Source organism: Curtobacterium sp. USHLN213 (assembly GCF_037144815.1).
Taxonomy (GTDB): domain Bacteria; phylum Actinomycetota; class Actinomycetes; order Actinomycetales; family Microbacteriaceae; genus Curtobacterium.
In genome coordinates this window covers 62,461-76,377 of sequence record NZ_JBBCYQ010000013.1, presented here as the reverse complement: position 1 = coordinate 76,377, position 13,917 = coordinate 62,461, and the positions used below count along the sequence as shown (strand labels likewise).

Sequence of the window (13,917 nt, the reverse complement as noted above, 5' to 3'; positions counted from 1 at the left end):
GCGGGATCCCGAGGCCATCAGGTAATACCGAGACACTATGCGGCGGTATAGCCTCGGCCTATGGCCCGGGTCTCGAACGACATCACCCTGCAGCAGCTCCGGTACTTCATCGAGGTCGCGACCGAGGGCTCGATGAGCGCTGCGGCCGATCTGCTGTACGTGTCGCAGCCGACCATGTCCGCGGCGATGAAGGACCTCGAGACACGGATCGGTCGCCCACTCTTCACCCGTTCGGCCCGGGGTGTCGTGCTCACCGTCGACGGCGTCGAGTTCCTCGGGTACGCCCGGCAGGTCGTCGAGCAGGTCTCCTTGCTCGAGCAGCGGTACGTCGGCAGGCAGGCATCGCGTCGGTTGCTCGGGGTGTCGGCGCAGCACTACTCGTTCGCCGTCGAGGCCTTCGTCCGGATGGTCGAAGCGGCGGCCGCGGACGAGTACGAGTTCTCGCTCCGCGAGACGCGCACCTGGGACATCATCGAGGACGTCCGCACCCTGCGGAGCGAGGTCGGCATCCTCTACCGCAACGACTTCAACAAGCAGGTCCTCGGGAAGCTGCTGCGGGACGCCGGTGTCGTGTTCACCCCGCTGTTCGTCGCCCAGCCGCACATCTTCGTCTCCCGGCGGAACCCGATCGCGTCCCGGGAGCGCGCGACCCTCGAGGACCTCGCCGACCTGCCCCGACTCACGTTCGACCAGGGCGCGAACAACTCCTTCTACCTGGCCGAGGAGATCCTGTCGACGATGTCGAGCAAGCGGGAGATCCGGGTCTCGGACCGGGCGACGATCTTCAACCTCATGATCGGCCTCGGCGGGTACACGATCTCGACGGGTCTCATCAGCGACGACCTCGACCCCGAGATCGTCGCGATCCCGCTCGACGTCGACGAACGCATCGAGATCGGGTGGATCGCCCACGCCTCGGTTCCCCTCACCGTGCAGGCGCAGACGTACCTGGACGAGTTGCGAGCGGTGGTCACGAGTTACGGCGTCGAGCCGCTCGCGCGGTGACCAGCCTGGAGGCGCGACCCGCCTCCGTCAGGCGGGTCGCGCCTCCAGGCTCCCGCCACCGGCGCGGGGCGCGACGGACCGCCGTATCCTGACTGCCGGCCCGCGTCGACTCCGCGGCGCGGAGGGAACTGCCATGAGCATGGAAGGCGCGGCCTGGAGCTCGCTCTACAAGATCTCCACCGCCAAGGACGGCAGGAACGGGTTCTCCCGCGACTCGCTCCGGCGCATCATGACGTTCGCGACGCCGTACCGCGCCAAGCTCGTGGTCTTCATCGCGCTCTCGATCGTCGGCGCGTTCCTCGCGGTCGCGACTCCGGTGCTCGCCGGCCAGGTGGTCGACGTCATCGCCGCTCGTGGAGCGGTCGGCACGATCGTCTGGCTCGCGGTGGTCATCGCCGTCGCCGCCGTGGCCGACGCTGCCTCGTCGCTCGCGACCCGGTGGTACTCCGCCCGCATCGGTGAAGGGGTGATCCTCGACCTGCGGACGGCGGTGTTCGACCACGTGCAGAAGATGCCGATCGCCTTCTTCACCCGGACCCGGACGGGCGCGCTCGTCAGCCGCCTCAACAACGACGTGATCGGGGCGCAGCAGGCCTTCAGCGGCACGCTGTCCGGCGTGGTCACGAACCTCGTGGCGCTCGTCCTCACCCTCGCCGTGATGCTCAGCACGTCGTGGCTCGTGACGGTGATCGCGGTGCTCATGCTGCCGCTCTTCCTGGTGCCGGCTCGCCGCATGGGTGGTCGACTCGCGGCGCTGCGGCGCGAGGCCGCCGACCACAACTCGGCGATGAGCACCCAGATGACCGAGCGCTTCTCCGCACCCGGAGCCACCCTCGTCAAGCTCTTCGGTCGGCCGGAGGAGGAGTCCGAGGAGTTCCGCGTCCGTGCGGCGCGCGTCCGGGACATCGGGGTGCGCACCGCGATGTTGCAGTTCGTCTTCGTCACCGCCCTGACGCTCGTCGCGGCCCTCGCCCTCGCGCTCGTGTACGGCCTCGGCGGGGTCCTCGCGCTCGGCGGCCAACTGAACACGGGTGACGTGGTCACACTCGCGCTCCTCCTCACCCGGCTGTACGTGCCGCTGACCAGCCTCGCGAACGCCCGTGTCGAGATCATGAGCGCGGTCGTCAGCTTCGAGCGGGTGTTCGAGGTCCTCGACCTCGAACCGCTCATCCAGGAGAAGCCCGGCGCCGTGGCCGTGCCGGACGGTCCGGTCGCGGTGGAGTTCGACGACGTCCGGTTCGCCTACCCCTCGGCGGACCGGGTGTCGCTGGCCTCGCTCGAGGAGGTCTCCACGCTCGACACCCGTGGCGGGGACGAGGTGCTGCACGGCATCTCGTTCCGGATCGAGCCCGGACAGACCGTCGCGCTCGTCGGGACCTCGGGCGCGGGCAAGTCCACGATCGCGCAGCTGCTCTCGCGGCTCTACGACGTCGACCAGGGCGCCGTCCGGCTCGCCGGCGAGGACGTCCGCGACGTGACCTTCGAGTCCCTCCGGCACACGATGGGCATGGTGACCCAGGACGGGCACCTGTTCCACGAGACCATCCGCTCGAACCTGCGGCTCGCGCGGCCGGACGCCTCCGACGACGAGGTGTGGGACGCGGTCCGCCGCGCGCGCCTCGAGACGCTGATCCGGTCCCTGCCGGACCAGCTCGACACGATGGTGGGGGAGCGCGGCTACCGGCTGTCCGGCGGGGAGCGACAGCGGATGACGATCGCGAGGCTCCTGCTCGCCCAGCCGCGGGTGGTCATCCTCGACGAGGCCACGGCGGCCCTCGACTCCACCTCGGAGGCTGCGGTGCAGGCCGCGCTCAGCGAGGCGCTCGAGGGACGCACGGCGATGGTGATCGCGCACCGACTCTCCACCATCCGGAGCGCGGACCAGATCCTCGTCGTCGAGGACGGCTCGATCGTGGAGCGCGGGACGCACGAGGAGCTGCTCGCGGCGGGTGGCCGGTACGAGGAACTGCACCGGACGCAGTTCGCGGTGCAGAAGGACGTCGCTCCGGACGAGGTGGGTCCGGCGAGGGCGTAGGTGCACTCGGCCGCCGTGCTGCACTACGGTCGGGGCGGGGGTTCGATGCTCCCGCCGACCCCCGAGGAGCGCACCGTGTCGTCACCGACGCCGCCAGGCTGGTACCCCGACCCGTCCGGTCAACACGCCACCCGGTGGTGGGACGGCACCCAGTGGACCGTGCAGGTCGGCCCGCCGCCCGCGCAGCTGCCCCGCCAGCGGTTGCCCGAGCACGTGCCGACGGACACCGTGTTCGTCTGGGTCCTCGCGCTGCTCCCGCTGCTCTCCCTCCCCGTCACCTTCCTCTAAGAGCCGCAGGTCCGGTACGGCGTCGGTCCGGGAGGCGTCCGGACGGTGGACCCGACCTCCATCTACACCGCCGGGTACTTCCTGCTGCAGGCGTTCTCCGTGCTCCTGTACGCCGCGAACGTCGTGCTCGCGTTCTTCGACCACCGGGTCCTCGGTCGGCGGGGTGTCATCCGGCCGTTCTCGTGGCCGTGGGCGTTCCTGTCGCCGATCGTCTACGTCATCGGCCGGTACGTCGTCGTCCGCAAGGTCGCACCCGGACGGCCCATGTGGCCGCTGTGGATCAGCATCGCCGTCGTCGTCATCGGCATCATCGTCGGGATCGGTCGGGCCGTCGCGGTGTTCCAGCAGCTGCTCCCGTAGTCGTCGCCGGACGAGGACGAGTCGTGCACTGCACACGAGCGACGAGCGACGACCTGGACGGGTGGCGGACGTTCCTGCTCGAGGCCGACCTGACGATCGCCGGCCTCGACTCGCCGGCCGTGCGGATCTGGCTCGAACGCGGACCCGAGGGCGGGATCACCGGCAGCACCGGATTCGAGCACAGCGCGAACGGCGCGCACGCCCTGATCCGGAGCGTCGCGGTGTCCGGCTCGATGCGGGCGTCCGGGGCCGGTACGCGGCTCGCGCGCTTCGCGCTGGCTGAAGCGGCTCGAGCGGGCGCGGATCGAGCGTGGTTGTTCTCGCGGCGGTCGGGGCCCTTCTGGCAGAAGCTCGGCTTCACTCCCGCAGACCGCGACGTGCTCGCCTCCGTCCTGCCCGGAACGCAACAGGTGCGCCTCTTCACGTCGACCGGGCAGCTCGGACGCGAGGTCGCGTGGTCACGCGAGCTCGTCAGTGGCGACGCCTCGTTCCGGGTCCGCGAGCGGGGCGCGTAGCATTGCCCGACCCGGCGCTCGGTCGCGGTCCACATCCCAACGCACGGGAGGCAACGTGAACGGCCCACTGCGGAGCACTGTTCGTGGACGGCGTCGAGGGGGAGCCCGGGTCGTGGCCGGCGTGGCCGTCGCACTCCTGGCGATCGTCGTGTCGGGGTGCTCCACGCAGACGGCCCCGAAGGTCGCCGATCCCCTCGCCACCTGGAACGCGGCCGTGGCCGACCGGGCCGACGAACCCGCGAACTGGGTCGCCCTGGGGGACTCGATCACCGAGGGGCAGGGCGCCTCCGCCCGCTCCACCCGGTGGATGGACCTCACGCTCGACGGGCTCCGCACGGAGCACCCGACGGACGGTGTCACCGGTGGCGCCGGGTACCTCCCGGCACAGTTCGCCGTGTACGGCCCGGACTCGACGTGGGGTGACTGGGCGACCGCGAGCACGGGGTCGAGCCAGTTCGACGCCACCGCACCCGACCTCGGCTACCGATCGGTCGCGATGCAGGCAGGCGCTTCGCGCACCTACGCCTTCACGGGCACCGGGATCGACATCTGGTGGGCGCGCTACCCCGGGTCCGGCGACTTCACCTACAGCGTCGACGGAGCCGCACCGGAGACCGTCGCCACGACGGGGTCCGCCAGCACGGGCACGACGACGGTGGACGGGTTGTCGAGCGGGGAGCACACGGTGACCGTCACCGCGGTCTCGCCGTTCTCCCTGCTGGGGTTCACGATCTTCGACGGCGACCGGGGCGAGGGCATCCACCGTTACGACTCCGCCCACTCCGGAGCGACGATCGCGACCTTCACCGAGGACCAGGAGGGCTTCCTGACAGCGATGCGTCGTGCTGCTCCGGACCTCGTCACGATCACGCTGGGTGGCAACGACGCGTCGAAGCTCACCCCCGAGGAACTCGGGACGCAGTACGTGGCGTTCCTGAAGGCCCTCGCGGCGCTCCCCACGAAGCCTTCGCTGCTCGTGATCGGTGAGTTCGACCCGGCCTCGAGCATGACGGACGGCATGGCGAGCCCGTGGTCGACCTACCTCGCCGAGATCGAGAACGCCGCAGCCAAGGGTGGCGCTGCCTTCGTCGGCCTGGCGGACGCTCTCCCGCAGGCCGACCACTCGGGCACGGGGATCTACTCGACGGACGGCATCCACCCGAACGACTCCGGCCAACGGCGGATCGCGAAGCTCGTGCTCGCCACCCTGGCTGCGCACGAGGACGACGGACGGACTGGAGGCGCGGGGGCCCCCGGCCCCCCCCCCCCCCGTCCGTCAGTGCGGAGCCCGTCAGCGAGTGCTGACGGTGACCCGGGTCAGCGCGAACGCGCCGTCCTGCGCGAAGAGCGCGAGGCGCCCGCACGGGCGGTCGTAGAGGCGCGTGCTCAACGCGACGGAACCGTCGACGACGGCGACGCAGAGGTCGCCGTCGAGGTGCACGTCGATGCGGTGCGGGCCGGGAGCGAGGGGGACCGGGCGCTCGAGCTCGACCGCGTGCGGGACGTCACCGAGGATCTGCCACTGCTCACCGCCGGTCGTACCGCGCGGCCACCGGTCGAGGACGAGCCGGGAGCGGTCCGGTTCGAGGCGGAGCGCGTAGCCGGCTTCCGCGTCGTCGCTCGTGCGCAGGAGCACACCGAACGACCGGGTGTCCGGGGCGACGTCGAGCTCGATCGTGACGAGTGCCTCGGCGGGGAGCTCCGGCCCGGTCCAGGATGCGAAGCGGCTCGATGCGCCGTCTCCGACGACCGGTGCCGCGCCGTTCACGGGTGTGAAGACATCGGTGACGTCGACCTCGTGCGCGTACGCCGCTCGGAGCGTCCGGGGGAGGTCGAAGCGCAACGATCCGTCCGCTCGCTGGTGCGCCTGGAGGGTCGCCATGGTGCCGGCCCACTGCCACGCTCCGGCGTCGCGCTCACCCTCCTTCGTGGCGATCCACCCGACGAAGAAGCGCTCCTCGCCGAGGGCGACGGTCTTCGCAGCGTAGAACGCGCGGCCGTCGACGGTGTCGTCGGCGGGCGCGAGCCACGGTCCGTCGGGCGACGTCGCGACGCGGTAGCGCGTGCAGAACGCGTCGGAGAACTCGGAGTACACGAGGTACCACCAGTCGCCCCACCGGAACACGTCCGGGCACTCGTGGGCGATGAACCGGTGCGGCGCCCAGATCGGGTCGGCGTCGCGCCAGGTGACGAGGTCGTCCGACTCGAGGCGGGCGACGAGACCGGAGCGGCGGTAGGGCTCGTCCGGGCGGCGGGTCGCGAGGAGCATCTGCCAGGGGCGCTCGGGCGACGGGCGGAAGACGAACGGGTCGCGCCAGTCCTCGGGCGCGTAGCCGGGGAGTGCTGGCAGGTCCCACTCGGGGTGCTTCGTCCAGCGCGTGAGGTCGCCGTCGGAGGTCGCGTGGCAGACGACCTGGACGTCCTTCCGGCCGAGGTCGGTGTCGGTGGTGATGTGCGGGTTGTGGCCGGTGGAGAACAGGTGCAGGAGCCCGGAGCCGTCGCGGACGACGCTGCCCGTGTAGCAGTCGAAGTCGCTGGCGTCGGGTCCGCCCGAGGGGAGCACGACGCCGTGGTCCTCGAAGGTCACGAAGTCCGTCGTCGAGACCGCGCCCCAGGGCATGCCGGTCGCACGGTCGACGGGTGCCGCGTCCGGCCGTTCGTCGAGCAGGTAGTACAGCCACGCCCGGTCGTCGGCCGCGAACGGGATGACGTCGCCCACGAAGCCGTTCGGCGGGCGGAAGTGGGTGCTCGGTTCGGCGGTCACTGGGGCTCCTGCGGATCGGTTGCGGGGGCGGGTGCTGGGGCGTCCCGTGGCGTTGCGAGGGAGCTTCGCGGGACGTACTCGCAGGGCACGAGGTGGCGCCCGGGATCGTGCGTCTCGGCGAGCAGGAGGGTGCCGGCGTCGAAGCCCATCTGCTGGTGGGGGAGCGCGACCGTGGTCAGCGGCGGGTGCATCTGGTCGGCGAGGTCGGGCTGGTCGTCGAAGCCGACGATGCTGACGTCTTCCGGGCAGCGGAGCCCGAGGGACTGCGCCGCCATCAGCGCGCCGACGGCCATGCGGTCGTTCCCGCACACGAGCGCGGTCGGCGGGTCGTCGGCGAGGAACTCCATCGCGAGGTCGTAGCCGGAACCCACCTGGTAGGTGCCGTACCGGACGGGGACGGCGTCTGCTCGGAGCCCGGCTTCGGCCGCGGCCTCGTCGAACCCGCGCTTGCGCTCGCGGCAGGCGTAGTCGTCCTCCGGACCACCGAGGAACGCGACGTCGGTGTGCCCGGCGGCGAACACGGCAGCGGCGACGTCGTGGCCACCCTGGAACTCGTCGGCCAGCACGGTGACGGCCGGGGCGCCGTCCGGCGGGAAGCAGTTGACGAAGACCGTCGGCACGCCCTCGACGCCCGACACCGGCGTGACGTCCTCGGGGCCGGGGGCGGCGTAGATCAGGCCGGCGACGCCCTGCTGCACGAGGTTCGCGACGGCCGCCGTGCCGCCGTCGGACGTCTGCGCGGTCTCGACGACGAAGCAGACGTACCCGGCTTCCTGCACGGCCTGCTGCACACCGAGCACGATGTGACCGGCGTAGGGCTGGGAGACGAGCCGGTCCGCGATGACCCCGACCGTGTAGGACCGGTTCGACCGGAGGGACTGCGCGGCACGGTTCGGCTGGAAGTTGAGCGCCTTCGCCGACTCGAGCACGCGGGCCCGGGTGTCCGCGGCGATCGAGACGTCGCGCCGGTCGTTCAGCACGAACGAGACCGTCGGCTGCGAGACGCCGGCATGCCGCGCGACGTCCTTCATCGTGACGCGGTGCGACGGTTCCGTCTGCTTTCGGCTCGCCATCTGTCCTCCTTCGACATGCTCATCATGGCAGAAGCAAATACGTATTGCCTCATCTGGACGACGTGTGTACAGTCAGCGAGCAAATACGTATTGGCTCCGACTCGACGGGGCCACGATCGCTCAGAGAGGAGCGACCCATGGCGAACGGATTCAGCACTCCGATCGACCGACGCACGCTGTTCAAGTTCGGTGGTGCCGGACTCGCACTGGCCGGCATCGGATCGCTCGCGGCGTGCTCCACCTCCGGCAGCGGCGGTGGCGCGACGGGCACGATCAAGATGCTCTACTTCGGGGAGCAGAGCGCGGCGACCGCACTCCAGAAGGCCATCGAGCCGAAGATCCGGCAGCTCGACAAGACGGCGAAGCTGCAGGTCACGGCCATCAACGGCACCGACTGGAACGACTTCCTGGCGAAGGTGCTCACGCAGATCGCTTCCGGGGACGTGCCCGACATCGTCAGTGTCGCGACCGAGGGGCAGCAGCTGCTCGCCTCGAAGAACCTGCTGACGCCGCTCGACGACCTCGTCACCAAGAACCTGTCCGGGCTGTCGACGTACTTCAGGGGCATCCACCCCTCGCTGGTCGAGTCGACGATGTACCAGGGGCACCTCTACACGCTGCCCGACAGCTTCAACGCCGGCAGCATGTTCTACTCGACGTCGCTGTTCGACAAGGCGGGGCTCTCGCGTCCGGCTGCGAACTGGTCGATGGACGACTTCCACTCGTCGGCGGAGAGCCTGGCCAAGGTCGGCGGCAGCACCTACGCGTTCGACTGGGTCGTGCGGCTCTGGGGCAGCTGGACCTCGTTCCTCTACGCGAACGACGGCAACCTCCTCGAGGAGGGGCGCTACTCCGGCGGCGACTGGCTCTGGGGCAGCAAGGCGTTCGACGGCAACGCCGTGGGCGTGAGTGGCCGCAAGGGCGGCTGGAAGTGGGGCGACCCCACGGCGAACTCCGACGCCGCGGTCGAGGCGCTGCAGTACGTGATCGACCTGCAGAAGTCGGGGGCGTCCCCGTCGCCCGACGTCGGTGGTGGCGGCACGCTGCAGGGCCTCTTCGCGTCCGGGCGCATCGGCATGACGATCGGTGGCGGGTTCTGGGCGGGTGGTCTCCACAACGCGGGCATGAAGGACGGCAGCTTCGACGTCGTGGAGTTCCCGACGTGGAAGAGCAACAAGTCGCTCTTCGGTGCCGGCGGGTACGGCATCTTCGACTCGTCGAAGCAGAAGGACCTGGCGTTCGAGGTCATCAAGCTGATGGTGCAGCCGGAGAGCTTCGACGCGCTCTGGCCCGGCAACGTCACGACACCGGCGCAGAAGTCGCTGCTGACGGCCGATCGGTACAAGACCACGGGGCCGGAGCACTGGTCGGTGTTCTACGACCAGCTCGACAACTCGGTGCCGATCTCCGCACCGCCCTACTACAACGCGCTCGCGACTGCCCTCAACCAGCGCACCACCCAGGCGATCTCGTCCGGCAACGCGAAGAAGGCGCTCGACGGTCTGCAGGCCGACATCGAGAAGGCCGCCGCGCAGGCGTCGTGATGACCGCGACGACAGGATTCCGCTCCCGGCGGGCTGCCGAGGTCGCAGCCCGCCGCCCGGCGGCCAAGCGCGTCCGGCGCCGTGAAGCCTCGTTCGGCTACGCGATGATCGGACTGGCGGTGGTCTTCGTCGCCGTCTTCACCTTCATCCCGATCCTCGCGTCGCTCGGGCTCTCCTTCACGTCGTGGGACGTGATCAGCAGCCCGGAGTTCGTCGGCCTGGACAACTACGTGCGGCTGTTCACCGACGGTCCGGTCCTGGCCTCGTTCGGGGTGACCGTCGTGCTCGCGGTCTGCATCGTCGCGTTGCAGATCTCGCTCGGCATGCTGTTGGCAGTGCTGGCGAACAACCGGAAGCGCAACGCCACGCGCGTGTTCTTCCGGACGTCGTTCTACCTGCCGCTGCTCGCGTCGTCCGCGGCGGTGTCGATCTTCATGGGCTACATCTTCGACACCAAGTTCGGGCTCATCAACTACTACCTGAACGAGATCGGGCTCCCGGGCGCGCACTGGCTCAACGACCCGTTCTGGGCGAAGGTCACGGTCGTGCTCGTGGTGGTCTGGCAGCAGGTGGGCTTCACGTTCGTCCTGTTCGTGGCCGCCCTGATGTCCGTGCCGGTCGACGTCCAGGAGGCCGCAGCGATCGACGGAGCCGGGCCGTGGCGCACCCTCTTCCGGATCAAGATCCCGTTGATCAGCCCGACGATCCTCTTCGCCACCGTGATCGCGATGATCAACGCGATGCAACTGTTCGACCAGCCGTTCATCATGACGAAGGGCGGGCCGGGCACCGCGACGACGACCGCGACCATCTCCCTCTACCAGGCCGGCTTCCAGAACCTGCAGTTCGGGTTCGCCTCCGCCATCGCGATCCTGTTGCTCGTCATCATCGGCATCATCACCGGGATCCAGTTCATCGCCGCACGAAAGCTGGTGTTCTACCAATGACGACCACCGACGTCATCAACCCGCTCCACGCGCCGGAGACCGTCGCGCAGCCGAGCGTCGCCCACATCGTCCGTCGTCGCCGACCGGTGGCGAAGGTCGGCAGCGTCATCGGGCTGGTCATCCTGATCATCGCCGCGGTGTTCGCGCTCGGGCCGCTGCTCTGGACCCTGACCACCTCGCTCCGCACCCCGGCCGAGTCGTTCGACAACCCGCCGCAGTGGATCCCGCTCTCGTGGGACTTCAGCAACTACGCGGCCGTGTTCAACCAGATCCCGATCGGCCAGTTCTTCGTGAACAGCGTGCTCGTCACACTGCTCATCGTGGTCGGCCAGACCATCACCTGCACGCTCTCGGGCTACGCGTTCGCGATGATCAGCTTCCCGGGGAAGAACACGATCTTCGGGATCTTCCTCGCCACCATGATGGTGCCGATCCAGACGATCATCATCCCGGTGTTCGTCATCCTGAAGGACATGGGACTGACCGGCTCCATCGCCTCGCTCATCGTCCCGGCCCTCGGCAGCGCGTTCGGCACCTTCCTGATGCGGCAGTACTTCATGCAGATGCCGAAGGAGCTCGGTGAGGCGGCGCGCATCGACGGAGCGACGCAGTTCGGCGTCTTCTGGCACGTGTACTCGCGGATGGCCAGCCCGGCGATCGCGACGCTCGCGATCCTGAACTTCTCCGGGTTCTGGGCCGAGTACTACCGGCCGCTGATCTTCCTGAACCAGCAGGACACGTTCACGCTCCCGCTCGGCCTGGTCGGCCTGCAGGGCAACCTCGGCACCGGCTCGATCTCGGTCGTGCTCGCCGGCGTGGTCCTGACGATGATCCCGAGCGTGCTGCTGTTCATCGTCGCCCAGCGGTACTTCATCGAGGGCGTCACGGCGGGGTCGTCACGATGACCGACACCCCCGTGACCGAGGCGCCTTCGGCAGTGGCCCCGCCGGCCGACGCCCGCGCCGTCCCCACCCCGTCCCAGGAAGCAGCACCGACCGTGATCGCACCAGCCGACCACCACCTCCCGCAGTTCCACGTCCGCCTGCCCCGCGGGTACGTCAACGACCCGAACGGCCCGATCGACATCGGCGGGCAGGCCCACCTGTACTTCCAGTCCCGGCCGCGCGTCGACCTCGACGTCCCGGTGGAGTGGGGACACGTGACGAGCCACGACCTCGTGCACTGGACGCTCCACCGTCCGGCGATCGTGCCGGTCCCGGGCGGTGCCGACTCCGGTGGTGCGTGGTCGGGCAACACCGTCCTGCACGACGGGGTCGTCCGCGCCTACTACTCCGGCAAGGTCGACCACAGCCCCTTCCAGTCGGTGCTGCTCGCCGAGTCCACCGACGGCGGAGCCACCTTCGGAGCCCCCGTGCAGGTCGTCGCGGACCCCGGGGCCGACGAATCGATCACGATGTTCCGCGACCCGTTCGTGTGGTCCGACGGAGACGGGTGGTCGATGGCCGTCGGCGCCGCGGACGCCGACCAGGTGGCGTCCGTCCGGCACTACCGCTCGACCGACGGTGTCGCCTGGGCGTTCGTCGGCGACCTCGTCGCCATGCCGCGCGCGACGGTGCACGGCATCGACACCGGCGAGGGCTGGGAGTGCCCGCAGATCATCACGATCGACGGCGCCGACGTGGCGATCGTCGCGTCGTGGTCCCACGCGGAGGGGCCCGGCGACGTGCTCGCGGTGCCCCTGACCGGTGACCCGCGGCCCTCCCGGATCGACGACGGGCAGCACTTCTACGCGGCCTCGGTGATGCGGACGGGGTCGTGGGGCCCGGTGCTGTTCGGGTGGATCACCGAGGGCCGGACCCGGGAGTGGACCGAGCAGGCCGGCTGGTCGGGTGCGATCTCCCTGCCGCGCCGCGCCTGGGTCGCGGACGGACGGCTCCTGACCGAGCCCCACCCGGCCCTCGATGCGCTGCGCGTCGGTTCGGCGACGGACGGCCGCGCGGAGACGATCGGCGCCCAGGCAGAGATCGTGCTCCAGGACCCGGTCACCGGTCGCATCCGGGTCCGGTTCTCCGACGCCGAGTTCCTCGACATCGTCGTCGACACCGAGGCGGACACGCTCACCGTCGACCGGTCCTGCGCCAGCACCGACCAGCGGGCGGACCGGCGCCCCGCCGAGATCCGTCATCCGTTCGACGCCGCGGCGGACCGCCCCGCGGTGCGCGTGCTGCTCGACGGTTCCGTGGTCGAGGTCTTCACCAGCGCCGGACGCTCCGTCACGACGCGGGTCTACCCGGTGCAGGCACCGCCGTGGACCGTCGAGGCCCCGGAGGGCGCGTCGTGGTGGCCGCTCGAGTGCTCGGTCACGTCGGTGGCGTCCGCTCCGCGGGCGGTCGTCGCCGGCGCCGGGACTGCCTGATGTCGCTGCGGTACGGCCCCGTCGCCGGTCCGGGGAGGACACGGACGTGTCGATGATCACCGTCGCCGGCGAAGCGCTGGTCGACGTCGTCGGTCAGGGCCGCGAGGTCCCCGGCGGCGGGCCCGCGAACGTGGCGCTCGGCCTGGGGCGGCTCGGCGCCGAGGTCGAGTTCGCGACCTGGCTCGGTGCCGACGAGCGAGGACGGCACATCGCGCAGCACCTCGAGGCCTCGGGCGTGCAGCTCGTCGCCGGCGGCTTCGGCGCTGCACGGACGTCATCCGCGACGGTGCTGCTCGGTGCGGACGGGCAGCCCAGCTACGCGTTCGACATCGAGTGGGACCTCCCGCGCCTCCAGCGGACACCGGAGTGGTTGCACGTCGGATCGATCGCCGCGTTCCTCCAGCCGGGGGCAGAGAAGGTGCTCGCTGCGGCCGAACGGACCACGGCCGCCGGTGGGATCGTCTCGTTCGACCCGAACGTCCGCCCCGCCCTGCTCGGCACCCGGTTCGCAGCACGCGCCCGGTTCGAGGAGCTGGCGGCCCTGGCGACCGTGGTGAAGCTCTCCGACGAGGACGCGGCATGGCTCTGGCCCGGGCGTGACACCGACGCGGTGCTCGACGCGGTCATCGCGCTCGGGGCGGAGCTCGCCGTCGTCACCGCCGGGGCATCGGGATCCGTCCTGTCCACGGCCTCGGAGCGGGTGACGGTGCCGGGGGAGCGCGCGGCCGTCATCGACATGGTGGGCGCGGGGGACACCTACACCGCGGCGCTCCTCTGGCAGTTGACCTGCTCGCGGCCGTGGCCGGCGGACTCGTCGTCGACGGGCAGTGGCTCGCCGCTGGGGCACCTCGACGGCACCGCGCTGGAGGAGCTGGGTCGGACGTGTTCCATCGCCGCGGCGATCACGGTCGGACGGCGCGGGGCCGACCTGCCGACCATCGACGACGTCCGGCTGGCCTCCGGCCCGAAGGCTGTCCGGTGACCGCGTCGACCGTGCGGACCCACCGAC

General features: G+C 70.5%; 13 protein-coding genes and 1 pseudogene. 11 read left to right on the top strand and 3 right to left on the bottom strand.

The window, feature by feature from the left end:
• The first annotated feature begins 60 nt into the window (after positions 1 to 60).
• The 5 genes from WFH25_RS16540 (at position 61) to WFH25_RS16520 (ending at position 4,203) form a co-directional block, all read left to right on the top strand.
• Positions 61 to 1,005 (top strand): LysR family transcriptional regulator, encoded by a 945-nt coding sequence (locus WFH25_RS16540; RefSeq protein ID WP_336698612.1) that lies wholly within the window; start codon positions 61 to 63, stop codon positions 1,003 to 1,005.
• Between the two features lie 133 nt (positions 1,006 to 1,138).
• The gene (locus WFH25_RS16535) at positions 1,139 to 3,040 is read left to right on the top strand and encodes an ABC transporter ATP-binding protein (RefSeq protein ID WP_336698611.1); all 1,902 of its coding nucleotides are present in this window, start codon (positions 1,139 to 1,141) and stop codon (positions 3,038 to 3,040) included.
• A gap of 75 nt (positions 3,041 to 3,115) precedes the next feature.
• Positions 3,116 to 3,328 (top strand): DUF2510 domain-containing protein, encoded by a 213-nt coding sequence (locus WFH25_RS16530; protein ID WP_336698610.1) that lies wholly within the window; start codon positions 3,116 to 3,118, stop codon positions 3,326 to 3,328.
• 45 nt (positions 3,329 to 3,373) lie between these two features.
• Entirely contained in the window at positions 3,374 to 3,688 is a 315-nt protein-coding gene (locus WFH25_RS16525; RefSeq protein WP_336698609.1) for a hypothetical protein, read from the top strand.
• Between the two features lie 23 nt (positions 3,689 to 3,711).
• Entirely contained in the window at positions 3,712 to 4,203 is a 492-nt protein-coding gene (locus WFH25_RS16520; RefSeq protein WP_336698607.1) for a GNAT family N-acetyltransferase, read from the top strand.
• 585 nt (positions 4,204 to 4,788) lie between these two features.
• On the opposite strand, the gene WFH25_RS16515 is transcribed toward WFH25_RS16520, so the two are convergent.
• The gene (locus WFH25_RS16515; RefSeq protein WP_336698605.1) at positions 4,789 to 4,932 is read right to left on the bottom strand and encodes a hypothetical protein; all 144 of its coding nucleotides are present in this window, start codon (positions 4,930 to 4,932) and stop codon (positions 4,789 to 4,791) included.
• Between WFH25_RS16515 and WFH25_RS19400 the strand changes: the two are divergent.
• Positions 4,889 to 5,338, top strand: a pseudogene (locus tag WFH25_RS19400) (SGNH/GDSL hydrolase family protein); the annotation flags it as partial. The gene WFH25_RS16515 and the pseudogene WFH25_RS19400 overlap by 44 nt on opposite strands.
• Before the next feature lie 156 nt (positions 5,339 to 5,494).
• Here the strand turns inward: WFH25_RS19400 and WFH25_RS16505 are convergent.
• Together WFH25_RS16505 and WFH25_RS16500 are read right to left on the bottom strand one after the other, a co-directional pair.
• On the bottom strand, positions 5,495 to 6,967 hold the full coding sequence (locus tag WFH25_RS16505) for a glycoside hydrolase family 32 protein (RefSeq protein ID WP_336698602.1): 1,473 nt from the start codon (positions 6,965 to 6,967) through the stop codon (positions 5,495 to 5,497).
• The gene (locus tag WFH25_RS16500; protein WP_336698601.1) at positions 6,964 to 8,040 is read right to left on the bottom strand and encodes a LacI family DNA-binding transcriptional regulator; all 1,077 of its coding nucleotides are present in this window, start codon (positions 8,038 to 8,040) and stop codon (positions 6,964 to 6,966) included. The genes WFH25_RS16505 and WFH25_RS16500 overlap by 4 nt, the downstream gene beginning before the upstream one ends.
• 137 nt (positions 8,041 to 8,177) lie before the next feature.
• Here WFH25_RS16500 and WFH25_RS16495 point away from each other — a divergent pair, with 137 nt between their 5' ends.
• The 5 genes from WFH25_RS16495 to WFH25_RS16475 are packed head-to-tail and all read left to right on the top strand — an operon-like array spanning position 8,178 to position 13,890.
• A complete protein-coding gene (locus tag WFH25_RS16495) occupies positions 8,178 to 9,584 on the top strand; it encodes an ABC transporter substrate-binding protein (RefSeq protein WP_070417978.1) in 1,407 nt (468 codons plus the stop codon).
• Entirely contained in the window at positions 9,584 to 10,531 is a 948-nt protein-coding gene (locus WFH25_RS16490) for a carbohydrate ABC transporter permease (protein WP_071303032.1), read from the top strand. The genes WFH25_RS16495 and WFH25_RS16490 overlap by 1 nt, the downstream gene beginning before the upstream one ends.
• A complete protein-coding gene (locus WFH25_RS16485) occupies positions 10,528 to 11,436 on the top strand; it encodes a carbohydrate ABC transporter permease (RefSeq protein WP_083295207.1) in 909 nt (302 codons plus the stop codon). The genes WFH25_RS16490 and WFH25_RS16485 overlap by 4 nt, the downstream gene beginning before the upstream one ends.
• A complete protein-coding gene (locus WFH25_RS16480) occupies positions 11,433 to 12,908 on the top strand; it encodes a glycoside hydrolase family 32 protein (protein WP_336698600.1) in 1,476 nt (491 codons plus the stop codon). The genes WFH25_RS16485 and WFH25_RS16480 overlap by 4 nt, the downstream gene beginning before the upstream one ends.
• Before the next feature lie 52 nt (positions 12,909 to 12,960).
• Positions 12,961 to 13,890 (top strand): carbohydrate kinase family protein, encoded by a 930-nt coding sequence (locus tag WFH25_RS16475; RefSeq protein ID WP_336698653.1) that lies wholly within the window; start codon positions 12,961 to 12,963, stop codon positions 13,888 to 13,890.
• Positions 13,891 to 13,917: the final 27 nt, after the last annotated feature.

Coding starts and splice junctions, on each gene's coding strand:
- WFH25_RS16540 (WP_336698612.1), top strand. CDS start 61: ATGGCCCGGGTCTCGAACGACATCACCCTGCAGCAGCTCCGGTACTTC.
- WFH25_RS16535 (WP_336698611.1), top strand. CDS start 1,139: ATGAGCATGGAAGGCGCGGCCTGGAGCTCGCTCTACAAGATCTCCACC.
- WFH25_RS16500 (WP_336698601.1), bottom strand. CDS start 8,040: ATGGCGAGCCGAAAGCAGACGGAACCGTCGCACCGCGTCACGATGAAG.
- WFH25_RS16495 (WP_070417978.1), top strand. CDS start 8,178: ATGGCGAACGGATTCAGCACTCCGATCGACCGACGCACGCTGTTCAAG.
- WFH25_RS16490 (WP_071303032.1), top strand. CDS start 9,584: ATGACCGCGACGACAGGATTCCGCTCCCGGCGGGCTGCCGAGGTCGCA.
- WFH25_RS16485 (WP_083295207.1), top strand. CDS start 10,528: ATGACGACCACCGACGTCATCAACCCGCTCCACGCGCCGGAGACCGTC.
- WFH25_RS16480 (WP_336698600.1), top strand. CDS start 11,433: ATGACCGACACCCCCGTGACCGAGGCGCCTTCGGCAGTGGCCCCGCCG.
- WFH25_RS16475 (WP_336698653.1), top strand. CDS start 12,961: ATGATCACCGTCGCCGGCGAAGCGCTGGTCGACGTCGTCGGTCAGGGC.